This window comes from Paraburkholderia terricola (assembly GCF_900142195.1).
Classification (GTDB): domain Bacteria; phylum Pseudomonadota; class Gammaproteobacteria; order Burkholderiales; family Burkholderiaceae; genus Paraburkholderia; species Paraburkholderia terricola.
In genome coordinates this window covers 61,666-85,543 of record NZ_FRAB01000026.1, presented here as the reverse complement: position 1 = coordinate 85,543, position 23,878 = coordinate 61,666, and the positions used below count along the sequence as shown (strand labels likewise).

At 60.8% G+C, this 23,878-nt stretch carries 24 protein-coding genes and 1 pseudogene; 8 read left to right on the top strand and 17 right to left on the bottom strand.

Annotation, left to right across the window (positions count from 1 at the left end):
- Window positions 1-79: 79 nt before the first annotated feature.
- From BUE39_RS21380 to BUE39_RS21365, 4 genes are all read right to left on the bottom strand, one after another.
- Complete coding sequence (locus BUE39_RS21380; RefSeq protein WP_073430712.1) at window positions 80-538, bottom strand: MarR family winged helix-turn-helix transcriptional regulator; 459 nt, start codon at window positions 536-538, stop codon at window positions 80-82.
- A 51-nt stretch (window positions 539-589) separates the two neighbouring features.
- A complete protein-coding gene (locus BUE39_RS21375; protein ID WP_073430711.1) occupies window positions 590-1,471 on the bottom strand; it encodes an NmrA family NAD(P)-binding protein in 882 nt (293 codons plus the stop codon).
- Window positions 1,472-1,621: 150 nt separating this feature from the next.
- Window positions 1,622-2,230, bottom strand: coding sequence for a glutathione S-transferase family protein (locus tag BUE39_RS21370; RefSeq protein WP_073430710.1), 609 nt, complete (start codon window positions 2,228-2,230; stop codon window positions 1,622-1,624).
- Between the two features lie 175 nt (window positions 2,231-2,405).
- On the bottom strand, window positions 2,406-3,047 hold the full coding sequence (locus BUE39_RS21365; RefSeq protein ID WP_073430709.1) for an HD domain-containing protein: 642 nt from the start codon (window positions 3,045-3,047) through the stop codon (window positions 2,406-2,408).
- Window positions 3,048-3,181: 134 nt separating this feature from the next.
- On the opposite strand from BUE39_RS21365, the gene BUE39_RS21360 reads away from it, so the two are divergent.
- Entirely contained in the window at window positions 3,182-4,219 is a 1,038-nt protein-coding gene (locus tag BUE39_RS21360; protein WP_073430708.1) for a GlxA family transcriptional regulator, read from the top strand.
- 83 nt (window positions 4,220-4,302) lie between these two features.
- On the opposite strand, the gene BUE39_RS21355 is transcribed toward BUE39_RS21360, so the two are convergent.
- The 3 genes from BUE39_RS21355 to BUE39_RS21345 form a co-directional block, all read right to left on the bottom strand.
- Complete coding sequence (locus BUE39_RS21355; RefSeq protein ID WP_235004918.1) at window positions 4,303-4,905, bottom strand: carbonic anhydrase; 603 nt, start codon at window positions 4,903-4,905, stop codon at window positions 4,303-4,305.
- 164 nt (window positions 4,906-5,069) lie between these two features.
- Window positions 5,070-5,822, bottom strand: a complete 753-nt coding sequence (locus BUE39_RS21350; protein ID WP_227470476.1) for a DUF2182 domain-containing protein — start codon at window positions 5,820-5,822, stop codon at window positions 5,070-5,072.
- A 71-nt stretch (window positions 5,823-5,893) separates the two neighbouring features.
- Entirely contained in the window at window positions 5,894-6,568 is a 675-nt protein-coding gene (locus BUE39_RS21345; protein WP_200799521.1) for a DUF1326 domain-containing protein, read from the bottom strand.
- Between the two features lie 103 nt (window positions 6,569-6,671).
- On the opposite strand from BUE39_RS21345, the gene BUE39_RS21340 reads away from it, so the two are divergent.
- Window positions 6,672-7,652: a GlxA family transcriptional regulator gene (locus BUE39_RS21340; RefSeq protein WP_073430704.1), complete on the top strand. Its 981-nt coding sequence runs from the start codon at window positions 6,672-6,674 to the stop codon at window positions 7,650-7,652.
- Between the two features lie 224 nt (window positions 7,653-7,876).
- Here BUE39_RS21340 and BUE39_RS21335 read toward each other — a convergent pair whose 3' ends face one another.
- Entirely contained in the window at window positions 7,877-8,350 is a 474-nt protein-coding gene (locus BUE39_RS21335; RefSeq protein WP_073430703.1) for a YbhB/YbcL family Raf kinase inhibitor-like protein, read from the bottom strand.
- A gap of 613 nt (window positions 8,351-8,963) precedes the next feature.
- Here BUE39_RS21335 and pdhA point away from each other — a divergent pair.
- The 3 genes from pdhA to BUE39_RS21315 are packed head-to-tail and all read left to right on the top strand — an operon-like array spanning window position 8,964 to window position 12,145.
- The gene (gene pdhA, locus BUE39_RS21325) at window positions 8,964-10,052 is read left to right on the top strand and encodes a pyruvate dehydrogenase (acetyl-transferring) E1 component subunit alpha (protein ID WP_073430701.1); all 1,089 of its coding nucleotides are present in this window, start codon (window positions 8,964-8,966) and stop codon (window positions 10,050-10,052) included.
- Window positions 10,045-11,025, top strand: coding sequence for an alpha-ketoacid dehydrogenase subunit beta (locus tag BUE39_RS21320; RefSeq protein ID WP_073430700.1), 981 nt, complete (start codon window positions 10,045-10,047; stop codon window positions 11,023-11,025). Before pdhA ends, BUE39_RS21320 begins: the two co-directional genes overlap by 8 nt.
- A gap of 4 nt (window positions 11,026-11,029) precedes the next feature.
- The gene (locus BUE39_RS21315) at window positions 11,030-12,145 is read left to right on the top strand and encodes a dihydrolipoamide acetyltransferase family protein (protein WP_073430699.1); all 1,116 of its coding nucleotides are present in this window, start codon (window positions 11,030-11,032) and stop codon (window positions 12,143-12,145) included.
- A gap of 144 nt (window positions 12,146-12,289) precedes the next feature.
- Here the strand turns inward: BUE39_RS21315 and BUE39_RS21310 are convergent, their stop codons facing one another.
- The 6 genes and pseudogenes from BUE39_RS21310 to BUE39_RS36080 all read right to left on the bottom strand — a co-directional run.
- Window positions 12,290-13,078, bottom strand: coding sequence for an ABC transporter permease (locus BUE39_RS21310; protein ID WP_073430698.1), 789 nt, complete (start codon window positions 13,076-13,078; stop codon window positions 12,290-12,292).
- A 4-nt stretch (window positions 13,079-13,082) separates the two neighbouring features.
- On the bottom strand, window positions 13,083-13,997 hold the full coding sequence (gene nodI / locus BUE39_RS21305; RefSeq protein WP_073430697.1) for a nodulation factor ABC transporter ATP-binding protein NodI: 915 nt from the start codon (window positions 13,995-13,997) through the stop codon (window positions 13,083-13,085).
- A gap of 66 nt (window positions 13,998-14,063) precedes the next feature.
- Window positions 14,064-15,356 (bottom strand): chitooligosaccharide synthase NodC, encoded by a 1,293-nt coding sequence (gene nodC, locus BUE39_RS21300; protein ID WP_073430696.1) that lies wholly within the window; start codon window positions 15,354-15,356, stop codon window positions 14,064-14,066.
- Complete coding sequence (gene nodB, locus BUE39_RS21295) at window positions 15,353-16,072, bottom strand: chitooligosaccharide deacetylase NodB (RefSeq protein WP_073430695.1); 720 nt, start codon at window positions 16,070-16,072, stop codon at window positions 15,353-15,355. Before nodB ends, nodC begins: the two co-directional genes overlap by 4 nt.
- Window positions 16,069-16,713, bottom strand: coding sequence for a NodA family N-acyltransferase (locus BUE39_RS21290; protein ID WP_073430694.1), 645 nt, complete (start codon window positions 16,711-16,713; stop codon window positions 16,069-16,071). Before BUE39_RS21290 ends, nodB begins: the two co-directional genes overlap by 4 nt.
- Window positions 16,714-17,168: 455 nt before the next feature.
- A pseudogene (locus BUE39_RS36080) lies at window positions 17,169-17,333 on the bottom strand (acyltransferase); the annotation flags it as partial.
- A 588-nt stretch (window positions 17,334-17,921) separates the two neighbouring features.
- Here BUE39_RS36080 and BUE39_RS35940 point away from each other — a divergent pair.
- On the top strand, window positions 17,922-18,050 hold the full coding sequence (locus BUE39_RS35940; RefSeq protein ID WP_268802005.1) for a hypothetical protein: 129 nt from the start codon (window positions 17,922-17,924) through the stop codon (window positions 18,048-18,050).
- 161 nt (window positions 18,051-18,211) lie between these two features.
- On the opposite strand, the gene BUE39_RS21280 is transcribed toward BUE39_RS35940, so the two are convergent.
- The 3 genes from BUE39_RS21280 to BUE39_RS21270 all read right to left on the bottom strand — a co-directional run bounded on the left by BUE39_RS21280 (window position 18,212) and on the right by BUE39_RS21270 (window position 20,862).
- Window positions 18,212-19,084, bottom strand: coding sequence for a hypothetical protein (locus tag BUE39_RS21280; protein ID WP_073430728.1), 873 nt, complete (start codon window positions 19,082-19,084; stop codon window positions 18,212-18,214).
- Between the two features lie 123 nt (window positions 19,085-19,207).
- Window positions 19,208-19,963 (bottom strand): SDR family oxidoreductase, encoded by a 756-nt coding sequence (locus BUE39_RS21275; RefSeq protein WP_073430727.1) that lies wholly within the window; start codon window positions 19,961-19,963, stop codon window positions 19,208-19,210.
- Window positions 19,964-20,361: 398 nt separating this feature from the next.
- Window positions 20,362-20,862 carry an Ohr family peroxiredoxin gene (locus tag BUE39_RS21270; RefSeq protein ID WP_073430692.1) on the bottom strand — a complete coding sequence of 167 codons (501 nt, stop codon included), beginning with the start codon at window positions 20,860-20,862 and terminating at the stop codon, window positions 20,362-20,364.
- Window positions 20,863-21,463: 601 nt separating this feature from the next.
- Between BUE39_RS21270 and BUE39_RS21265 the strand changes: the two genes are divergently transcribed.
- A complete protein-coding gene (locus BUE39_RS21265) occupies window positions 21,464-22,489 on the top strand; it encodes a LysR family transcriptional regulator (RefSeq protein WP_073430691.1) in 1,026 nt (341 codons plus the stop codon).
- An 855-nt stretch (window positions 22,490-23,344) separates the two neighbouring features.
- Complete coding sequence (locus BUE39_RS21260; protein WP_073430690.1) at window positions 23,345-23,845, top strand: lecithin retinol acyltransferase family protein; 501 nt, start codon at window positions 23,345-23,347, stop codon at window positions 23,843-23,845.
- Window positions 23,846-23,878 lie beyond the last annotated feature (33 nt).

The following is a 23,878-nucleotide window of genomic DNA, read 5'->3' as shown; positions in this document are numbered from 1 at the left end:
CGCAAGGCTACGTTTGGGATCGCAACGCAAGGTACGGCCGATGCGAACTGCACAGTCGACGAAACAAACAGAGAGGCGATCATTCGACGGAAGAAGCCGCCCCATTGTCGACCTTCATCCGCGAAAGATTGCGGCGTAGCGAGGCCACATTTTTGGGCCCGTTCATGATGCTGAACTGATGCTGCGCTTCAAGCCAGAGCGGCGCCGCCCGTTCAAAAAGTTCAGTTCCCTCCGGGGTGAGTTCGACGATACGGATGCGACCGTCCGTGGGAGACGGCCGCATCGTCACGAAACCATCGCGCTCCAGAAAGCCAATCATCTTTCCCATGGCTGTCCGTTCGATGTCGAGTCGCTCGGCGAGCGCATTGACCGAAGCGCTCTGCTGCTCATTCAGGGTCGCCAGGATGAGAAACTGCGTGATGCGAAGGCCGGACGGCTGGAGAAAAGCGTCGTAAAGGCGCGAGATCTGACGGGCGGCCTTCCTCACCGTAAAGCAGTTGCATTGATCGATCCCGATGGGTTGGTTTTCCGGCAGCATCTCGTGTCTTCCTCAACGTTGGTTAAATTGCCCAGGCGCCTCGCGCGTTCGTCAGGCAAACGCGCTCCGGTATTTTCCGATGAACGCCGGGACCGAAAGCGCCGGCGTGCCGGTGATTTTCTCGACGGCATCGTTAGTACCCTGGAACACCCCTTCACGATAGTGCTGCGCGACTTCAACGAGGTGCTGCACAAGGAACGGAGGGAACTTGTACACCTGCTCCATCTGTTGCTTGAAATCCTCGATCGAAGTCGGGGCGTATTCGATCGTCGCGCCGAGCACCTCACTCATGGCTGCGGCGATTTCCGTGTGGTTCATCTCGACCGGGCCGTGGAGCGTGTAGGTCTTGCCGCCATGCTCTGCCGGATTCGCCAGAATGTGAGCGATGACCCTGCCCTGGTCGTCCGAGCTGATTGGAGCGTGGCGACCGTTTTCGAACGGAAAATCGATTTTCTTCCGGGCCCAGATTTGCTTTGCAAAATGCGGATAGACGAGCCAATCCGCAAAGAATGTGGGGCGCAGATGCGTGGTAGGCACACCGGACCAGTCGAAGACCCGCTCGGAAATCCAGTGGTCCTGCGCGGCATGGCTGGTCGACTCGCGCCGCGCTGAAATCTGCGACATGTTGACGATCGCAGCGACGCCGGCTTCCTTCGCGGCCAGCGCGAAATAGGCTGCCGCTCCGACAATCCCCGGTGCGATCGGGTGAAGGAAGTAGGCGGAGCTGACACCCTCCATGGCTGCGCGGATGTCGTCGATGTCGGTGAAATCCCCGACGGCGATGTCAACGCCGCGCGCCCGCAGCGCCGCTGCGCGTTCATCATCCGAGCGCACGTAAGCGCGGACGCGCTTACCCATCCGCAGCAATTCGTCGAGGGCTGCACCGCCGGTACGGCCGGTTGCGCCGCTTACAAGAATGGTCGATTCGTTCATGGTTTTGATCCTCCGAAGGGTTAAGAGCATTGGCTCATGTGAGGCACTATAGAAGCATATGCTCCTATATGCAAGTTTTTTTTTGCGGACAGCTTCTGTTCGCCTTGAGCGAAACACCTCGCCTCTCACGGAGCCTGGAAGAAGGCCGCGCTAAAAAGCTGCCATGCCGCGAACGACGCCTGGCCGCGCACTGATCCTTGCGTACCAGGCGCGAAGCAGAGGGAGTTCGGACCAATCGAGGTCCTGCCTCACAGCAAAGGCACACGTATAGGCCGCGATGTCTGCGAGTGTGAACCTATCACCGGCGATATAGGGGGCGTCGACCAAGAATGGTTCGGCCTGAACGAGCGCCTCGATGGAACGAGCAGCAAGAAATTGAGCGCCCGGTTCGTTGCCTTGTTGCGTAAGCGCGAAAGCACTGCCGTTCGGCGCAATCACTTCGGTAATGAAATAGAACAGACGATCGAAAAACAAGGCTACCTCCTGGCCCGGATCGGGCGTTAGCCTCTCCCGCGATCGACTCGCCGCATAGAACATGATCGCGTTCGATTGGGTAACGACGAGGCCCGTCCCTGCCTTGCCTTCTTCGACCATGATCGGGACAAGGCCACGCGGATTAAGCTCCCGGAACGCAGCAGTCTTGTGTTCCCCGGCCCTCAAATCCACCCGGCTGACGGAATACGAAATGCCAGCCTCTTCCAGGGCGATGGCCGCTCTTCGGCTGTTGCCTGTTTGTGCTCCGTAAAGACGGATTGCCATGAGCGCATCTCCTCTTGACCTTCGGGACCCCAACCGCGGTGATCCATAGCTACCGACCGATATCGGCCCGCCAGGTCACGGAACACGCCATCCCAGCTTCGGCTTGACCCGCCTTAGTAATGCAGAAACAGGAGCGCGGCCGCCCTGGCGGAGAGCGCGCCAGCGGTGCGCTACCTCAGCTTTCAAACGGTGCATCATTAATCAGGTCGCACACGTTCGGAATCTCGAAACCGTGTACATGGCGACGGCCGATATCGGCGATCCCGGTACCGACGGTCGTATGGGGTTTTCTTCTGGCGACTTCAGCCAGCGCTTCGGTAAACGCCGCTTTAAATCCAACGCGCGGATAGAGCGCGAGCGTGTCATCGATCAGCGACGGCGTGACTTCGTCCAGAAACAGTCCGAAGACGTCGAGATGTGCGCCCATATAGACGAGAGCGATTTCCGGCTGCTTGCGGTCGGCGAGGCCGCCAGCGGAGTGAAGCGCGATGGCGTCCCACACGAGTTGCGTTTTCGCTTCCGGGTAGTCATGGGCCAGCAAAAGGCGGCTGGCCGCGTCGGCACCATCCACCTCAAAGCGTTGGTCGGCAGAAAATTCATCCGTAAGGCCAAGGTCGTGAAGCAGCGATGCGAGATACACCACTTCCCGATCGTATTTCAAACCTCGCTTCCTACCCAGGAATTCGGCGAACCACCATGTCCGATGCACGTGATGCATCATCGCTCTGGAATGGACGCGCTCGACGAGCAAAGCCGCCTTCGTGGCGATCTCCGAATCTGGAGCACTCACCTCCCCCACAATCACACGTTGACGCATTGCATACCCTCCGGGTCATGCGAACTTACAGAGCGATCCAGTGTAGGCGGTTCGTCAATAGCTCAATTGACAGATCGCGGACGATTTCTGCCACAATCGTTCTCCCTATGTCCCGATACGCAGCGCCTCTTTCAATGAGAAAACGGACGAAACCGGTCGCCCCGCCTGCAGAGCCGGGACAGAAGCGCGTCGTCATATTGGGTCTGCCACCAGTGGATGCGCTCGACGTGATCGGTCCAGCGGAAGTATTCGCCTGGGCGAATCAACTGCACGGCGGTGAATCTGCCCCATACGTGCTGGAACTGGTTTGCTCAGCGGTTGATGTGCACCTGGACAGCGAAACAGGTATTGGCCTCAAAGGCCATAGCACGCTCGAGCAGGAGGGTCATGCGAACAAGCCGATTGATACCTTACTCGTGACTGCGGGCTCCAGGACGTTCGAACAGATCGATCAGGCAGCGATAGACTGGATCCGGACCCGCTCACCGACAGTACGTCGCGTGTGCTCCATATGTGTTGGAGCATTCGCCCTGGCTGCCGCAGGCCTGCTGGACGGACGCAGGGCGACGACGCATTGGGGCGTGGCACGGCGCCTGGCGGAGCGCTATCCCAAGGTACGGGTCGACCCGGCTCCTATCTGGGTGAAAGACGGCAATGTGTACACGTCGGCCGGCATATCGTCTGGAATCGACCTCGCGCTCTCGCTGGTCAGCGAAGATCTGGGAAATGACTTCGCCTTGGAGATTGCGAAGAATCTGGTCCTGTTCTTCCGTCGCCCCGGCGGACAGGCGCAGTTCAGCTTCGCACTTCAGTCACAGAGCGCGCACAGCCCAGGTCTCGGCGAGTTATGCCTCTGGATCGGTGAGCATCTGCATATGGATCTCACAGTCGAGGTCATGGCAGCCAGAGCTTCAACGAGCGTCAGAACGTTGATACGCATGTTTCAACGAGAATTGCAGACCACGCCCGCAAGATATGTCGAAAACGTCCGGCTGGAATCCGTTTGCCGTTCACTTGCGCTTGGCGAGCGATCGATGCACGACGTCTGTCGTCGGAACGGTTACCACAGCGTCGACGTGCTAAGGAAGGCATTCACACGCCGCTTCGGCGTGAGCCCCACAGAGTACGCTCGGCGCTTCGGCAAAAGCGCCGAGCCGATGCAGTCCGGTTGACATTAGCTGCTTATCCTGCACTGCCGGTGCGATACCCGCGCGCGTGCTTCGATGGCAGAAGACGAGCAGATTCAAGAAAAGTATCAGGCGATACGCCCGGTACCGTCGCGAGACGGCACGTCGCGCACGACCTCGATCAACTCACCGCTGTTGATCTCGTAGAAAAAGCCATACAGCTTGATATGTTTCGGCACGGCAGGGCTGTCGCGAAGCAGCTTCACGTCGTGCCTGAGCGATTCCTCATAGTTCATGATCGCGAGACTATCGTGATCGAACATCGTCGAGATGTCGGTGTGATGGCAGTCGTGGTACTTCCCGATGAGCTGGTCAGGCCTGAAGGCCGTGGCGCCGCAGAATGAGTGGTGGACGACGACGATGTTCTGCACGCTGAACAGGTAGTCCATCGTTGCGGCCGACTGCAAACCTGACGCGGCACGACCTGCCGCGCAGTAAACAGCAAACAGCGTCCGGGTATGTCCGATCTTGTTGCCACGTTCGTCAAGAATGTTCTCGCCCGGGTAAATCTCATCACCGAAATGTTTGGCGACCACCTGGGGTACTTCCGACGCTCGCGGATCGAAACAGCAGATGATCATCGTCTTCATCGGGATGACTTCGTTGAAGCCCTGAAAATTATCCTGGTCAAACCAGGGTTGCGTCCTGAATTCAAATTCGCTGTACTTCATCGTCATTTTCCTGCTCCAAAATGATGTGTGACTGCAAAGTAAGAGCGCTGTGACTTTGACACGCGGTCGCTGCCGACACTGCGTTCGTCCTTCAGCGCGAATGAAGTTGTGCTCTCGATACCCGCCAAGTTATCGTGGTTCAAACGAAGCGCAGTTGCCTGCGATCAGTTCCCCTGGCATATACCGGCAAACATCATGGGATTTTTGAGCAGCGGCGCCGTCGCGGGCGACACCGCAATCCAGATTCCCATTGCCCAGAGAAAGCTGGCGATTGGAATTGCCAGCTTCTCGCCCTTGGGCAAAACCTTCTCAGCGAACATAAACAGTGTCAGCAATGCCATCCAGGTGAGGCTCATGACGCCGACCGCGAACATCACTGCCATCAAAGCCCAGCAGCAGCCGACGCATACCAGGCCGTGCCGGACACCCATGGCAACGGCGCCCGCGCTACCTTCCCGCCAGTAGCGCCCAAAAAACGAAAGAGGCGTGCGGCATCCCGTCAGGCACACATGCTTCAGGGACGAGATCTGATAGACACCAGCGATGACCAACACCGTCCCGGCAATGTACGGACCCGCGCGATTCCACGCGATCATTTCCGGGCTGATAGTTCGAACCAGCAAATCCAGGAGGTATGCGGCAAGGCCGTAGGCGATCCACGCGACGCCGTAGCCTGCAATGAAGCTGGCGACGAGACGCACAGGCGCGACCGATACCCCGTTACGCGACCTGAGCACTGCCGCGAATGCCGCGACGTAATTCAATTCCGACGGCAGCATCATCGCGGTCAGCATGACTACCCAGCCGACGAGAAAGGCCGGCAAGTTGTGTAGCGGCGTTCCCGGTCCCTCGTCCATGCCGGCCATGAATACCAGTACGCCGAGCCAGGCTGCGAGGCTGGCTAGCAGGACGACCATCGTCCAGCCGAGTACGGGTTGGCCCCGGCCTAACGCGGACACCGCTGATCGCGATAAGGAAGGAACGGCCCTCATGGCGCGTCCGGACCATGCCAGTCGAACGGGATATGCTTGCTCGCCTGACCCGCCGGGATGTTCTGGTCAAAGCCGAATCCTTTCCAACGGCCATTCACGCTCTTGCCCCACGTCACGGCTCCGTCGGTCGGACCGACTTCGCTGCCCGGCGGGTTGAAGCTTTGCAGCCGTTTCGTCGGATCCGAGGTTGGCCCGCTCAGCGCGACGCCGCTCGCATCCACCTTGTCGCCCACCGTCACGCTCCAGTGTTCCAGCGAGCCGTCGATCTCCACCGAGATGTTGGCGAACTCCACGCCCCGCACCGCGCTTACCTTGGCCGGCACGAACTGTGTCATCCAACCTCCAGCCTGGCCCGTGAAGATCGCCACGAGCGCCCGCCTCTGATCCTCGTTCGCGGCTTCGTCAAAGAACACCCCTGTCTCGAGCTTGGCGCCATCCCAAAGATTTCCGGTAAAGCCGGAAAGGAGGACCACCTTCAGGCCCGCCATCGGCGTCTTGCCGTAGTAGCCTTCATTGATTCTGTACGCCCATAGCACTTCACAGTGATTGCCGGTCGGAGCTTGCGCGAAGGTGCAGGGACAGGGTGTGTTACACGAGCACACGTCTAACCACTCGCCGGCGATCCGCCACTCCGGAATCGCCATCACGCTTTCAGCTACCTGATCTGCCATTGCACGCCCCTCTGGTTGACGACGGAAAAGTCTGGACATCATGAGGCTCGCGCAGGATCATCACCAGTGTCGAAATCGACATTAAACGTGGCAATACCGACACATGGCTTTACATCCGACAATCGAAATTGGCATCGTCCACTATCCGGGCGCGCAACTCGCGGCGATACATGGTCTGAGTGACCTGTTCGAAGTCGCGAATGGCTTCGTCGCGCAACGTCACAGTGAGGGATCGGCCCTTCTGCTGGTCAGTCAGTGGCGAACCCGTACACGCGGCAAGGCACCTGTCAGAGACTCTGGCAAGGGCGAAAATGCAGACAGGTCACCTGCAGTCATTCTGTTGCCGCCAAGCCTTGGCGGACAGATCAGTCACGACGACGCGGCGCCATTCGTTGACTGGTTAGTCGAACATCATCAGACGGGGACGACGCTCGGCTCCATGTGCGGAGGCGCTTTCCTGCTGGCTGAAACAGGGCTTCTCAACGGACGGACGGCGACGACGCACTGGGCTCACGCCGACATCTTCCGCACGCGGTTTCCAGATGTGCGCCTCGATATCGACAGGCTCATCATCGATGATGGCGATATTATCTGCGCCGGCGGTTTGATGGCATGGATCGACCTGGGTCTGAAGCTGGTCGACCGTTTTCTGGGGCCGACCATCATGGCCGAGACGGCTCGGTTTCTTCTGGTGGATCCTCCCGGGCGCGAGCAACGCTATTACAGCGCTTTCTCCCCGAACCTGACCCACGGCGACGCCGCCGTGCTGAAAGCGCAGCATTGGCTCCAGGCTACCGGGGCCAAAGAAATCACTCTTGCGTCGCTCGCCTCATCTGCCGGACTCGAAGAGCGAACCTTCCTGCGACGATTCAGGAAGGCAACCGGGCTGACGGCCATCGACTACTGTCAGCAGTTGCGCGTCGGCAAAGCGCGCGAAAGGCTGCAGTTCACGACGTCGAGCATCGAGACGATTGCATGGGAAGTGGGCTACGGAGACGCCGGCGCGTTTCGCAAGATTTTCATCAGAGTCACGGGGCTCACCCCCGGTGAGTTTCGCCGACGGTTCAGCGTCACTCGGCGCTAGAACGGCCGCGGCGTGCGCCCAAAAGCAGAGCAAACGACCAGACTTTAGGCCCCCCCGATCCGGCGAACGAACACGTCTTCGCGATCCGTCAGTAATCACTGCCGCATCTCCGAAAATCGAGGCGGATGTTCGCGTCTTGATCTTCACGCGTGCGAATTTGCATGAAGTCGGCCATGTCGGAGTTGCGTCGTCTTCAAACGCGAGTTATGCAACAACGCTTTCGCTCATCGCTTCTGATAGGTGCCGATCAGTTCGGCGTGCGCCAGTAAGTGCCCCTGCATGGCCTTTTCGAGCGCCGCCTTGCTGGGGCTTTTCAAATCGGGCAGCACGGTGTCGAGCGCATACAGCTTGTGGAAATAGCGGTGGCGTCCCACTGGCGGGCACGGGCCGCCGTAAGCAGCGCGTTTGAAGTCATTGGTGCCTTCGAGCGTGCCGCGCGGCAATCCGCCCGCAGCAGCGCCCTCGGATAGCCCGATGGCCGTCGGCGGGATGTTGTAAAGCACCCAATGTACCCAAGTCATTTTCGGCGCGGCCGGGTCCGGCGCATCGGGGTCGTCGACGATCAGCGCCAAGCTTTTTGCGTTCGAAGGCACGCCGGACCACGTGAGCGGCGGGGAAACATCGGCGCCCTGGCAGGTATTGTGTGGGGGAATCTCCCCGTTCTGCTGGAAGGCTTGCGACGTCAGCGTGAGAGTCATGGCGCGCTCCTCGGCGGCAACAGTGGATGCCGGGGCCGGTGGGAAGATCAAGGCGATGAGCAAGAGTGCCAACAGGCGACGCGGGGCCGAAGTCCAAGCCGCCTTGTTCAAAGCTCCCGAGGTGGTGTTCAGCACGTTGAAGTCGCTCATCGCCACGCTTCGTACCTTGTCCGTGACCGCAGCCGTTCGTCGGTGCGCGCTCTGCGCGAGTCTTGACGGAAATCGAAGCGAGACTTTTATCGTGACATAAGTTCCGCGCGAACAAAAGTGGCGGTGCGAGGCGATTGCCGTGTATCGGTCCCGGTATCGGTTATGGCAGGCATCCGCGGAGCCGCAATACACACACCGGGCACACTCAATCGATGGCGCGTGCCATTCATCCGATGATGCAACGCGGCAATCGTGCATTGGGGTCGGTTCGTATGCCCGGCTCACTTGCTGCCTGTGAATAACGAGGCGAGCCCGTAGCCCCCTTGTGCACGCCGGCATCGTCCAGAATCGGGTTCGCACGCGCTGCGGTTCGAGTGCGCAAGGCAGCGGTGTTCGTGCGGTAGCGCTCATGCACGTGAACTCCGGCACGGATACGATATCTGAATGAACATGGAGGGCGGTCATGACCGCGACTGCCAGTTTTCATATCGGCTACACGCAATACCTTGGCCCCGACGGTGAGCCTGTCCAGCCGTTGCCTGCGTTCGCACAGGACCCGACGGCGCTGATTCCCCTTTATCGCGCGATGGTGCTGACACGGGCGTTCGACACGAAGGCGGTTGCGCTTCAGCGTACCGGCAAGCTCGGCACCTTCGCATCGTCAGTCGGCCAGGAGGCGATTGGTGTCGGCGTCGCCAGCGCAATGCAGCCTGACGACGTGCTGTTTCCTTCGTATCGCGATCACGCGGCGCAATTGCTGCGCGGCGTCACCATGACGGAAAGTCTGCTGTATTGGGGCGGCGACGAACGCGGCAGCGACTTCAGCGTGCCCCGCCACGATTTCCCGAACTGTGTGCCGATCGGCACGCAGGTATGCCATGCCGCCGGCGCGGCCTACGCGTTCCAGTTGCGTCGCGAACCGCGCGTCGCGGTGTCGATATTCGGCGACGGCGGCACGTCCAAGGGCGACTTCTACGAGGCAATGAACATGGCCGGTGTCTGGCAGGCTCCGCTCGTTCTCGTGGTCAATAACAACCAGTGGGCGATCTCCGTGCCACGCAGCCGCCAGAGCGCCGCGCAAACGCTCGCGCAAAAAGCGATTGCTGCGGGAATCGATGGGCTGCAGGTCGACGGCAACGACGTGATCGCGGTGCATCAGATGGTCCACGCGGCGCTCGCCAAGGCTCGCCGCGGCGATGGCCCGACGCTGATCGAAGCGCTCAGCTATCGCCTTGGCGATCACACGACAGCCGACGACGCGACACGCTATCGCGACGCCGAGGACCTCAGCAAGCAATGGACGTACGAACCGTTGCTGCGCTTGCGAACTTACCTGATGCGCGCGAACGTCTGGGACAAGGCGCAGGACGAGCAACTCGGCCGCGCGTGTCTTGCGCAGGTCGAGCAGGCCGTCGACGCGTATCTGGCGCAACCACCGCCGGACACCTCCGCCATGTTCGATCATCTGTATGAGACCTTGCCGTTGGCGATGCGTGAGCAACTGGCGATGGCGCAGCGATTCGCGCCTCCCGCGGGGAACCGCCATGGCTGATCTGAACATGGTCGAAGCGCTGAATCAGGCGCTCGCCTACGAACTGGCGCACGATCCAGACGTCGTGCTGCTCGGCGAGGATATCGGCGTGAACGGCGGCGTGTTCCGCGCGACGATCGGCTTACAGGCGCGATTCGGTGCGCAGCGGGTGATCGATACGCCCTTGGCTGAAACCGGCATCGCCGGCACCGCGATCGGCATGGCGGCGATGGGCTTGAAGCCGGTCGCGGAGATCCAGTTCAGCGGGTTCATCTATCCGGTCATCGATCATGTTCTGAATCACGCGTCGCGTCTGCGGCACCGAACCCGCGGACGGCTGACGTGCCCGCTCGTGATTCGTGCGCCGTGCGGCGCGGGGATTCACGCGCCGGAGCATCATTCCGAAAACCCTGAAGCATTGTTCGCCCACATCCCCGGAGTGCGCGTCGTGACACCGTCGTCTCCTGCACGCGCGTATGGTTTGCTGCTCGCGTCGATCCGCGACCCGGATCCGGTGATCTTCTTCGAGCCGACGCGGCTCTACCGGCTCTTCAGGCAGCCAGTCGAGGATAACGGCGAAGCGTTGCCGCTCGATAGCTGCCTGACGTTGCGCGTTGGGTCGGATCTCACCATGGTGAGCTGGGGGGGCGCATTGCAGGAAGTGCAGGCCGCCGCCGATCTGCTTGCGCAGGAAGGTGTGACGGTCGAGGTGATCGACGTGGCGACGCTCAAACCGCTCGACATGAACACCATTCTCGCGTCGGTGGCGAAAACCGGACGCTGTGTGATCGTGCACGAAGGCTCGCGAGCCGGAGGGGTCGGCGCGGAAATTGCCGCCAATATCGCCGAGCGCGGACTGTACTCGCTGCTCGCGCCGGTGCAGCGCGTCACCGGATACGACGTGGTGGTGCCGCTGTACAGACTCGAGAATCAATATATGCCAGGCACGGAGCGGATCGTCGCCGCGGCCAGGCAGACTCTGGAGGCGTCGTGAAGCCATGAAAGTCTTCAAACTGCCCGATCTCGGAGAAGGCTTGCAGGAAGCGGAGATCGTCGAGTGGCACGTCACGAGCGGCGACGAGGTTCGCGCGGATCAACCCCTGTTGTCGGTCGAAACGGCGAAAGCGATCGTCGAGATTCCATCGCCTCAATCCGGCCGTATCGCGAAGCTGTTCGGCCAGCCGGGCGACGTCGTGCATCTGGGCGCGCCGCTCGCCGCATTCGAAGGAGAAAGCGACGAAGCCGATGCCGGCACCGTGGTCGGCCACATGGAGGTCGGCCAGCATGTGGTGCGCGAAGCGCCGGCGGCGCCTGGCGGCGGCACGGGTGCGGGTGCCGGCGTGATCAAGGCGGTCCCGGCGGCGCGAGCGCTCGCGCGCAAGCTCGATATCGATCTGGCGATGGTGACGCCATCGGGGCCGGACGGTGTCGTCACGGCGGCTGACGTGCAGCGCGTCGAGAAGGTCCTCGCCGCGCTCGGGCCACCCGAAGTGCTGCGTGGCGTGCGGCGCGCGATGGCGCAGAACATGGCGCGCGCGCAGAGCGAAGTGGCGGCGGCGACCGTCATCGACGACGCCGACATCGAGGCATGGCCGCCGCATACCGATGTCACGATCCGGCTGATCCGTGCGCTGGTGGCCGGATGCCGCGCCGAGCCGGGGCTCAACGCATGGTTCGAGGGACACACTGGGCGGCGCCACGTGCTGGAGAAGATCGATCTCGGCATCGCGGTCGATCTGCCGGATGGCCTCTTCGTGCCGGTGTTGCGCGACGTCGCGCACCGCGACGCAGCGGATCTGCGCGGCGGGCTCGACCGGATGCGAGCCGACATCCGGGCACGCAGGATCCCACCGGAAGAACTGCGCGGCAATACGATCACGCTATCGAATTTCGGCATGATCGCCGGTAAATATGCGGCTCCAATTGTCGTGCCGCCCACTGTCGCGATTCTCGGAGCCGGCCGCATTCACGAGCAGGTCGTGGCGGTAGCCGGCGTTCCCGCCGTGCATCGGATCTTGCCGCTGAGTCTGACATTCGACCATCGGGTCGTCACGGGTGGCGAGGCGGCGCGTTTTCTTGCGGCGACGATGGCGGATCTGCGGATGGCGCAGTAGCCGTGCTCGCGTGTTTCGACGCTCTCGCATCGGCGGCTTCATGGCTGATGATCCGCTGTCTCAGTGCGTCCCCTGCCGGTCAATTCCACCGCGATAAAGCGGGAAGAGACTCAACCATCCGAAAATGCGTTCGCGCGCTTCTGATCAGCGCATGAGACGCCGACGAAGGAGCGCGGTCGAAAGGAGAAACGCGCACAGCGCGTACACACAGAGCGACCCCGCGTGCCACCAGCCCTCGTCGGGGACACGTCCGAGCATGAGCGGACGGATGAGCGCTACCGCATGAGTGAGCGGGAGCAGATCCGCGACCTGCCGGAAACCATGCGGCAATCGAGCGATTGGAAACACGCCGCCGCAGAAGAACAACATCGGCGTCAATACGAGCGTTTGATAAAAGACGAAGTAGTCGTAGCTCGGCGAGACCGCAACGACGATCATCGCGAGGGCCGCGAAAGCCAGGCCGGTAATGGCAATGATGGGCAAGGAGAAGAGCATTGCGGGCCACGCGGAGTAACCCATGACTGCCGAAACCAGCATGATTGCGGTGCCGGACAACAGCGCCTTGCTACCGGCCCACACGACTTCGCCCAGCACGACGTCGCCGAGTGTCAACCGGGTGTGCAGGATCGCGTCCCAGTTGCGCTGAACGTGCATGCGAGAGAAGCTCGCGTAGATCGTTTCGAAGCTTGCCGTCAGCATCGCGCTCGATGCGACCATGCCGCCTGCGAGAAACGCGATATACGATGTGCCGTCGACGCGCCCGACCATGGCTCCAAGGCCCAGGCCGAGCCCGAAAAGATACATCATCGGATCGGCGAGACTGCCGACCATGGAGGCGAATGCCAGCCTCTTCCAGGCCAGGAAGTTTCGGCGCCAAACGGCGCCCCAGTTCCAGGCATTCCTTGGCCACACGGGCAGGCGCGAATCGCTCATGGGTTCAGTCCCGCAGTTCCCGGCCAGTCAGGCGCAAGAAGACGTCTTCGAGATTGGCGGGCCGCTGTGCGAATCGCAGTCCGGCACAGCCGCGTAGTTCGCGTCGAACCGCCTCGACGTCGGGTGCGTAGCAAAACAGCGTGGTTCCAGCGGATTCGATATGCGCCGCGTGGGCAGCGATTCGTGCGCGCAGTCCAGGCGGCGTCGGCCCGTAAATCTCGATGACATCGGCACCGATCTGCTCCGCGATCAGGATGCTCGGTCTTCCTTCAGCGATCTTTCGCCCTTTTTCGAGCACACACAGGGCATCGCACATCCTCTCGGCTTCCTCCATGAAGTGCGTGGTCAAGAAAATTGTCTTGCCGCGTGCCACCAGTTCACGCAAGCGTCCCCAGATCAGATGCCGCGTCTGCGGATCGAGCCCCGTCGTCGGCTCGTCGAGGACCAGCAAATCCGGATCGTTGACCAAGGCGCGCACGAGCGTGAGACGTCGCTTCATGCCCCCCGACAGCTCGGCAACCCGGGCGTCGGCCTTGCTCTCGAGGCACGCGAATTCCAGCAGCTCAGGGATCACCGACGCGATTTTTCGTGCGCTCATGCCGAAATAGCGGCCAAACACGAGCAGATTCTCCCGCACTGAAAGCTCGAGATCGAGATTGTCGAATTGCGGCACCACGCCAACGCGTGTCCTCGTCAGATCTGCGTACGCGGGAATCCGGCTGCCGAGCACGGCGATCGTGCCCGCATCCGCAGGAGCCATACCCAGCAGCATGCGCATCGTCGTGGTCTTGCCCGCCCCGTTCGGTCCGAGAAGTCCAAAGCATTGTCCCCGCGGCACCGTCAGCGACAGCGCATCGACAACCGTCTTACCGCCATACGTCTTGACGACTCTATTTAGCTCTATCGCAGGTGAGGCCATGGTGTCGATAAAAAAGGCGTGAGCAGGTCGGGCGACACATGAAGACCGGATGGGCCTCTGGCCTCATCACATGGGCTCCGTCGACTCGGCCTGCGAGCAGACAACGATTTCCCCGTCGTAAGCGGCATCCGGCATTTGCGCTTTGTGCTCGTCGGGCGCAGTCGCACGTGTCGTGCGCGACAGCCAATTGCTGTTGTCGAGCGTCAACAGCGCCCATGCCTTCACCGGCAGCAGCATGAAAATGTTGACGAAGGTATGCACCGTAAAGCCTAAAAATCTCAGTTGCCGGGCGCGCCACGCGACAACGCCGCAGCGCAGGACGGTCATCGCGGTGAGGACGACGATCGCACACCACGGAATAGTCGCGCTCAACGCAATTTGCGCGAATGCCGTCAGCACCGAGAACGCCAGCAACAGCGGACCGAGTTGCAGGCCAATCGTGTCGACGGTGATATAGCGATCGAGGCGTGGCAGCAGGCGCCTCGCAAGCAGCGAGTCGCGGTAGGTGCTGCGCGCCCAGCGAAGCTGTTGCAGCAGATAAGGCCCAAATCGCTCCGGCACCACGGTCGCCGCTATCGCATCGGGAACATACACCGTGCGCAGTCCCGCCATCAGCATGAGAATCGTCAGGTGGCGGTCCTCGCCGAAATCGCTCCGTCTTCCGCGGAAATACTGCGTCTCGTATTGCTCGAGCACGCTGGCGATGGCGGACCGGCGGTAGATCGCACATGGGCCGCAGCAACACATGACGGCGCCAAAATGGGCCTGCGCCGTGCGCTCCTCGTTGCATGCGATCCAGTACTCCATGTCGATCAGCCGCGTGAGCCAGGTGGCGCTCCGGTTTTGCGCGACCAGTTGACCCATGGCGGCACCGACGGTGGGATCGGCCATCGCGTCGACCAACTTGCGCACGACATCCGGGGCGATGACGGTGTCCGAGTCGACGTTTATCACCAGTTCGCCGGTCGAGCGATGTATCGCGGCGATCTGGGCCTTGCGCTTGCCGACATTGCGCGGAAGCAGAACGAAGGCGAACCTTGGGTCGTCGGCCCATGTTTCGCGCACTGGCACGACGACATCCCGATTGCTGGAACCATCGTCCACGAGATAGACGCGCAACGTGCCCGGGTAGTCCTGTGCCGCCAGCGAACTCAAACACGCCGCGAGGATGGCCGGGGCCTCGTTGTAGCACGGGACAATCACGTCGACACTCGGCCAGTTTGCGGGCGGTGCCGCGCACCGCGCGCGCGTCGAACGCCCGGCCCGCAGAATGTATAGCGCCTGTATGCCTTTGTAGCCGATGGCGAGCGCCGCATACGACAGGACAGCGATCGCGCCGACGATAGCGAGCGTGCTCATGGCATGTCAATGTGGGTATTGCGAGGTGATGTCGCGCAGCGACAGGGGAGCGGCGCAAATACGAAGCCGCGATCATGCAGCGCCGGAATCAGGCGGCGGACCGCCATGATGGTCTGGTCACGCAAGCCGCGATGACCGTCCGGCGGCAGTTCGTCCGGCGGGCAACCGTCGTGCAGCAGAATGACGGCACCGGGGCAGGCAGCGTCCAGTACGGCCTGTTCGATAGCGTCGACGCCAGGGCATGACCAGTCGCATGGATCTATGGTCCAGGTCAGCGGTTCGAGTCCCAGCCTCGCCGATGCGGCCCGCGCTTGCGCTGTCCAGATTCCGTATGGCGCGCGCACGTAATGTAGGGATGCCTGCGGGCAGATCGACGCGATGACTTCGTTCGCCCCGCCTAGCTGCCGGTCGATCTCGTCCGGTGTGCATTCAGAGAAGTCCGGATGCGTCATGGTGTGATTGACCAGCCCGTGGCCTTCCGCAACGATCCTGCGGATCAGGTCGGGATATTCGGCTGCGTAAGCGCCAATGACGCAGAAGGTAGCGGTGACCTCGTGCTCCGCGAGCACGTCGAGCAAATCGGGCGTGGAAAACGGATTGGGCCCGTCATCGAACGTCAGGAAAATCGCCTGCGCCCGTTCCCTGGCTTCAGTACTGTCCAGTTCAAACGCAGCCGATGCGCAGCACGAGGAGCGTCGTTCACGGATGCGCGTCATAGCTCCGGCCCGTTGCGGTCGATGAGCGTGCCAGCAGGCCAATCGTCCATCGAGCATTCGATCGGAATGACAGCAACCAGCACGTCTTCAACCCGCATTTGCGGGGTTTCGAACGCCACTTGCGGGGCCGTGGATCGCACGCGCATGCCCGACAGAACGCGCCCGTGCCCATGTCGTCCCATTCGTTCGAGATGCTGTCTCAACTCATGACGTACCGTCCCGAACCCGAAAGGAACCTTCAGCATTCGTAGCGTCGGATAGACGACGTTCATTGCGGCGTGGCGACTGATTCCGGAACCTTCGAGATCGGAGCGAACCGCGTACAGCCCCACTTCCGCAACGAACTGATCGACCGTGCCGAGTCTGATGAACCTGCGCAGCACGCCGTAATGGGCGGCGACTCCGTGCGCGTCGTAACCGATGATTCGCAGTTCGGGCCTCGCCCCGGCCCAACTGCGGTTGCCTTCGAAAATTTGCGCGTTCGACCGGTTCACGGCCCCGTAAACAACTCGAAAGAACTCAGCGAGTTGCGCATGATCGTCCGGCCGTAATTCGTTCTCCCAGTATGTTTTCCAATGCAGGGGCGGCCTCTCGCAATGGTTCTTATCTTCCACGGGGTTGCGCTCGTTGAACGGCGGCATGCGTCTTGTCCTCGCAAATCTGTTTGAGTTTCGCTAACGAGGCGTCTTCCTGATATCGGGGAACGCGGATGACGTGTCCGCACCCCGAGTTGCGTTGCACCGGATAAATGCCGCGTCGCCGCTATATGGGTAGCCGGCGAGGTCTCACTTCGTGTCATTGGCCATTGGCCATTGGCTTAGTCGCATTTTTTTGCACATACAGAGAGGGAGACCATGGTGGCGCTCGAAAGCAGACCAATGGATGCGTGTCCCATCGTATGTGGACGGTTATCGCGGCGCTGTCAGGGCATGAAGAAAAAAGATCAGGGCGATGCTGATCTTGCGGTAGGGAAACCCTTAAGCGCGGCTTCGATCCGATGCGGCCGTCTCGCGCCAACTGACGCCGTTGAATCGGCCACGTCGGGAAACGATCAGATTGCAGTAGTACCGCCGACGTAACGCGGCGCGAGCGACCGTCACGTGCGGGCGATATCCTTGATTTTTCGCGCCGGCACGCCGCCGACGAGCGTATAGGCCGGCACATTCTTCGTGACCACGGCACCGGCTGCAACCACCGCTGCCTCGTGAATCGTCACTCCGGGCAGGATCGTCGCCCCCGCACCGATCCAAACCTTGTTTTCGACGCGAATCTCATGGTGGTCGAGCCTCCGCCCGAGTTTGGGGACAAACACGATATCGTGCGTCGCCGTCTCGAACGATACGTGCGGCCCGATCAGCACGTCGATGCCGATCGAGATCCGGCTGTTGCGACAGGCGAGGCGCGTATTAGCGTTGAGATACGTCCGGTCTCCGATCGAGATGCCGCGAATTGCTTCCTCGTTCAAGCTCCGCTCTACGGTCAACGGCCCGACGATCGTCACGTTTTTGCCAATAGACATGCCGGCCCTGCGGTATAGCGAAGCACGGATGTGATTGAAAGGGTCGTACCTGGGCAGCGCGTTGCCTAAGCTCACGAAAAGGTGTCGTGTCAGTGCCATCAGTAACTTCATGGGGTGGTGTTGCTGCAAGAGATGGACGGTAGGCCGGTACGAGATTGCCGATATGGGAATCGACGAGCGGTTGGAGAAAGCTGAGCGTGAATTTTTACCATAGAGCCGGATGTAAAGCTCTACGATTCCACTGCAAGTAAGCGGCTCGGTCCGACCGTTTCCCGAGGCGACCCGGCATGGGTACTTCGGGCGCCGGAGCCGACAGTAGCATCGGAAGCAATGAGCAGCAGCATACCGATGCCGGCGCCCGTGTGCGAGATCGAGGTGGAAATCGGCAAGCGGCGCGTGAAGATTCGCGGCCTGTCTGCCGAGCGCGCCAAAGCGCTCCTGCAGGAATGCCTGAAGTGATCGCGCTGCCGGCAGGCACGCGCATCCGGCTTGCGGCTGGCATGACCGGCATGCGTTGCGGGTTCTCTCTCACGAAAGAGGCGCTGCGTTCACGGAAACCTGCCGGCAGCTCGATATAGGCATCGACGGAAACCGCTTCTTTCAACTGTCGAATGACAGGTTCAGAGAGCGCCAGCCAGCCACAGCGCGAGATTGACAGAGTAGCGGTGGACGTCCCGCAGGGCTTGCTGCTCGGTCTGCATTCCGGTTCCGGGAGGCTCACTCACAAAGCTCGGACAACCGAGTCGCGCGTCCCAGTTGTAGTCGGCAAAATGATGAAAAGTACTTTGAGCGACGGCGGGACCTCCCCGGACAGAAGGGTCGAATGCGACTGCAAGGTTGAAACTCTTTCCTGTTACTTTGCTTTTGCCTCGTGCGATCACTCTAGCTGGTTCGTCGTCAGGAACGTCGACGGCGCCTTCATGGGGATGTGCTGGCAGGAACCGGATTGCGCCGCCAGGAGCATCGGGGTCCGCCAATACTGGATGTATGGGGCCAACGATCGTGACTTCCTGAAAGTCTCCGTTTCTGCCCGAGTGAAAATTGGGCCAGGAGATGTGGGTTGAGAACGGGTCGTCGGCCACGCGCCGGGAGTGGTCGGGATCCTGATTGCGCGTGTGAAAGCGGTGCGCCTTGCCAACTCCGCCTAAAGTGCACAGTGAGCTCCCCACATCCATGTGATCCCTCGTGACCAACAGGCCGCGACCCGCGCGCCGGAATCGCGTGATTCCCTCGCAATCCGCCGAGGTCAGACCGTCGCCTTCGTCAACGGCAAATAACCACAACTCGTCGAACCCGGTCTCATCGAGACGGGAAAGAATCGGGTCCGGCTGCCCGAGCTGCTCGCGGTCCCGAGCAACGACATTGAACGTCACGCGCCCTTTGGGATCTTGATACGTCCGCAGTAATTCCGCCAGGCGGCTGAATCGCGCAATCGACCAGTCGTCGTTGCAGGGCAGGATGGTCGTTTGAAGCAGGATCTGAATGGTACGCATGATGGTTAGTGAGTCGCGGCGACCAATCACGGGACGGAACTGGCCGCCTGGAAGGCGTTAGACCAAGGCGAATCCGCGATGCGAGCGCCCGGGCGGGACTGGACGCGGGCGCCCGTGATGTTCTCAGGCTCCCGCCTGCGAGTGGCGCAGCCATTCGTCGAGACCGATGCGGCCTAGACGCGCCTCGCCCAACGGCACGAGCGACTGCTCCTCGACCAGCCCGCCGAAATACCGGGCCTTGGGGTCTCTCACGACCTCGCGCGGATCGCCGGCCGCCTTCAGATAGCGGGCGATGATTTCGTTGAACGGCGCTCTTTCCGGGCCGGCGATCTCGACGATATCGTTTCGCGGCGCCGCGAGTGCCACGTCGGCAACGATCGCCGCAACGTCGTCGGCCGCGATGGGCTGGAACAGGCCCGGCGAAACCCTGATTACGTTTCCGTCCGCACTTGACGCGGCGATGCCGCCGAGGAACTCCAGGAACTGTGTGGAGCGGATGATGGTGTAGTGAATGCCGGAGGTTTCGATCAGCTTCTCCTGCGCGACTTTGGCGCGGAAATAGCCGTTAGCGGGCGTCCGGTCGATTCCGACGATGGATAGCGCGACATGATGTCGGACGCCCGCTGCGGCCTCAGCCGCGAGAAGGTTGCGGCTGGAAGCTTCGAAGAATTCCAGCACCGCCTTGTCTTCAAACGATGGTGAATTGGCGAGATCGATCACCACCTGCGCACCGGCCACGGCTTCCTTGAGCCCCTCTCCAGTGATGCTGTTGATACCGTTCCTGGGCGAGGCAGCGACGACCTCGTGGCCGTTCTGGCGCAGAATGGCGACGGCCTTCGAGCCGATAAGGCCGGTGCCGCCGATGACGACGATTTTCATGATTTGCTGTCCTTTATCGACCACTCGATGCGCCATTCGGGCTCGAATGCAGTTGAGGAAAGATCAGGGATTTCTGGCTGCCCCGAGCATGCGCTACGCTCGTGAAAGCACGTCACGATCATAGGCGGGTGCTACCTGTTGCGGTAGGCACGCAACCAGACACACGGCGTTGCCCGCCCGGCACCAATCAAAGAGATGAGGTCGCTACCTCAGGACGAGATTGGTCCCGACCTCGGTCCCAATCCCCGGCCGTACGTATCTGAGGCCTTCGACTCGCTGGGCGTCGAGGCCGTACCTGGATCTGGCGTGGTGTCGGTGCCTAGACCTTGGCGAATGGGCTGCTGTTTACCCGGAAGGCTGGGATCGACAGATCAAACTGCCGCACAACGGGCGTTGACTCAGTCGACAACGGTCACGATATTGACAGTCCCTTGCCGAGCCATCTTTGCATACGGACATAGGCGTTCCGCTGTTCGGACCATCTCTTCCGCCATGCGTCGGTCAACGCCCGGCACCTTGACACGGAGGTCAATGACCAATGCATAACCGCCATCCATGGGATCGCGACCGAACGAAACCTGTACCTCCACCACGATGTCGTTGATCTCCATTCCCGCGCGTTTTGCGATCAGGTTGAGCGCCCCGTGAAAACACGCAGCAAACCCCGCCGCGAACAACTGCTCGGGATTGGTCCCATTACCGGGTCCGCCGAACTCGGTAGGGAGCCGCAGTTCGACGACGAGATTTCCGTCATCCGAACGGGCGACGCCGGATGCGCGACCGTGTCCCGTCTCGCCGCCCGAAACGGTGACACTCGTTGTATACAGCGGATGAAAATCCCGGCCCCGATACCTGTCGAGGAGGGAAAGCGGGGGGGCTTGCAGCTTCTTGTCGTCCATGGTGCGGTCTCGAATTTGGTGATGCGCGTTCCGGCTCTCAGTCGTCGATCCGCCGAAGCCTGCCATATGAAGCGCGCTGCACCTGCGGGATCAAGCACCGTCTGCCAGGGCGGGACGAACTGCATGGAACGAACGATCGTATAGTAAATCAGTCGAGCGTCCTGCCACCTGTTTTCCCTTACGCGACGGTACAATCCCGCACTATGGTAGATGAGCGTGGATGGTAACGGTAGCGTCGCACGAGGAGACATGATGTTTCCGTTTCGGCGACAATCCAAATGGCCGCGTGAAACGGGAGCGCACCGTCACGCACTCGAAGCGGTTGACTAGACGAGACCGCCTCCATTCGGCAATTGGTTGCAACAGGCAAGTGCTAGACTTTAGCGTGACCGCGCCGCATGCGGAATGCGGCCATTCCGCCTGGTGATAGTCGGGCATCCGGTTTCCGTGGCTGCACGAAGATCGAGGTGAGACTGAGCGGAAGGAAAGCGTCGATCCCGGTCACTTCATCGCTGCAACAGGAGAGTCGTTGTCCGCGCCAGAACGCATTACCGGCGCCTCGAACGGCTTATCCGTTCATGTGTCAGTAGTGGGGCCATCAATGGATCAATCGGATACATCGCAGCGAGGCTTCCGCGTTGGCTTACCCAACAACGCTGATGCGCTGTCTACCTGTTTCGCGACGAGCTACGCAGGGATCATCGCGTTCATGGCGGTCGCGACCGAGGGAAGCTTCGCGAAAGCCGGTGAACGATTGGGGATCGGACGCTCGGCCGTCTGCCGAAATGTTCAAAAGCTCGAAACCCAGCTAAGCACGCGTCTGTTTCTCCGAACGACAAGGACCACAAACCTGACGCAGGAGGGCGAACGGTTCTTCGAGAACTGCAACCAGGGCGTGACCCATATCGTCGAGGCAATGAATGACATGTTGGACCTTCGCCAGGGTCCGCCTCGTGGCTTCATTCGAATTCGCTCGACAGTTGGATTTGGACGCAAGGTGGTTGCTCCGCTGCTTTTCAAGTTTTCCGAGCTCTACCCTGATATCGCGGTAGATCTGAGCCTTGATGACAGGCCAGCCGATTTCGCTGCTGAACAGATCGACGTTGCGTTTCGCGATGGACGCATCGAGGACTCAAGCATCATTGCGAAACAGTTGATTCCAATGCAGATGGTGCTCTGCGCTTCCCGCGCCTATGCCGAAGAGCGCGGGCTGCCATCTATGCTGGAAGATCTGGCGCAGCACGACTGCATCAATCTGCGATTGAGCGGTCGCGTCTTCGAGTGGGATTTCAAGGTCGACGGTCGCATGCGAAAGTATTTGCCAACCGCCAGATTGACTTTCAACGACGCGGACCTGGTATTGCAGGCAGTCCTGGAAGGTCGCGGAATCGCCCAGATGCCGGGATATCAGATACGCGATTACATCGCGCGCAATGAACTCGTCGTGGCCTTGAGGCACAACGTGCCGGACGATCGGGGCCACTACATCTGCTATCTCTGCCGACAGAATTTGCCGTCACGCATTCGCGTGTTTGTCGATTTCATGACGGAGCAGATTCGGGCGCTCAACTCGCTTTGTCTGGGAGAATTCAATCCAGACTATCTGGAACGCGAGCATCAGGCGTGAAGCTATTCATGCACCGCCATAAGCGGTGCGATCGCATTGTGGATGTGCTTCGCGGTCGCAAACGCCACCCACGTCGAACGAAAATATTGACGGCGATGATGGCCGCCTGAAGGCTTCAACAACCTTCGTCCACGAAGAATCCTGATAGTCGACGAAATACCCATTGCAGTCCACCTTGAACCCTTGCGCCTTCAAACGTTGCGTTGAAGGCCACAGTGCGTCCGTATCGTGGCGCTGCCTCAATCATCCGCCTGGCCGCCAGTTTCCACCAAGGTGCCGCTCAGCCTCGCTGACCTCAGGGCAACACCGCGGCTACCGCGGCCGCACCTATTGGTGTCTACGCGGCAACAGTGAGTGGTCTGGTGCGTATCTACCGCGACGCGGACGCGGCACCTACCATTCCGACATGGCTTCGTGATCGATTGAGTTGACGATCGTTGAGATCGTTAGTGGAGGGCGCCATGTTTCATCCCGGACCCCTGTCGGTGTTTGTAGGCTGGATCATGCTTTCCGCGGTCAGTGTCGGGCTCGCAATTGCTGTCTCGTTCAGCGGCATTTTCTGAAGTCTCATACAGGCCTTCCAGATCCGATCGTCTGTCTCCAGCGAGGCACGAGGTCTGAATGATGCGGCTGGCAAGCTGACCATCCAACTTGACTGGCGATTCGCGGAATGTGCTCGAGGGTGGCCGCACGCCCCGATCTTCCTGACCGCCGATTTGTCGGCGGCGAGTGAATGTCAATCCACCGTGATGAGGCGATCACTTTTCCTGAGGCTAGTCCCTCGGAAAGACTCGCTTTGTCTTCGATCCGGGGAAGGTACTGAATTCATCACGGATATGACATCGGTGGCACGCCATGGAAACTCCACATGTCGATTGGCTCGTAACTTCCCCTGAGCCGACCAGCACAGAACGCGCTATCGCGGTGGGTACGCATCTTATTAGTGAACGCGAAGGCTACACACACCACGGAATTTATGCGGGGAATGGACTGGTTATTCACTACGGAGGCTTTCATCATTCCGCGAAACGGCGCCCCATTGAATATATTCCGTTGCGCGCCTTTGCAGCAGGAAAAGGGATCAAGGTTCAGTCAGAACCAGACGCCATTTATACCGGATTTGATGCGGTGGAGAGGGCCAGGTCCCGCCTCGGCGAAGACCGGTATCGATTGCTGACCAATAACTGCGAACACTTCTGCACATGGTGTGTTCTAGGTGTCGGGCGGAGTGAGCAGGTACGCCAATGCCTAAGGAATCCATGGACCGGTATCAAGACGCTCGTCGCGCTTGCGAGAGCGGAATGGATGCCCTTCGTGACCGCGCGAAACCGGCTCGCCGGGACCGTCACGGTTTAGGTCGTACCGCGTGTCGTCGATGTCGCACCGGAC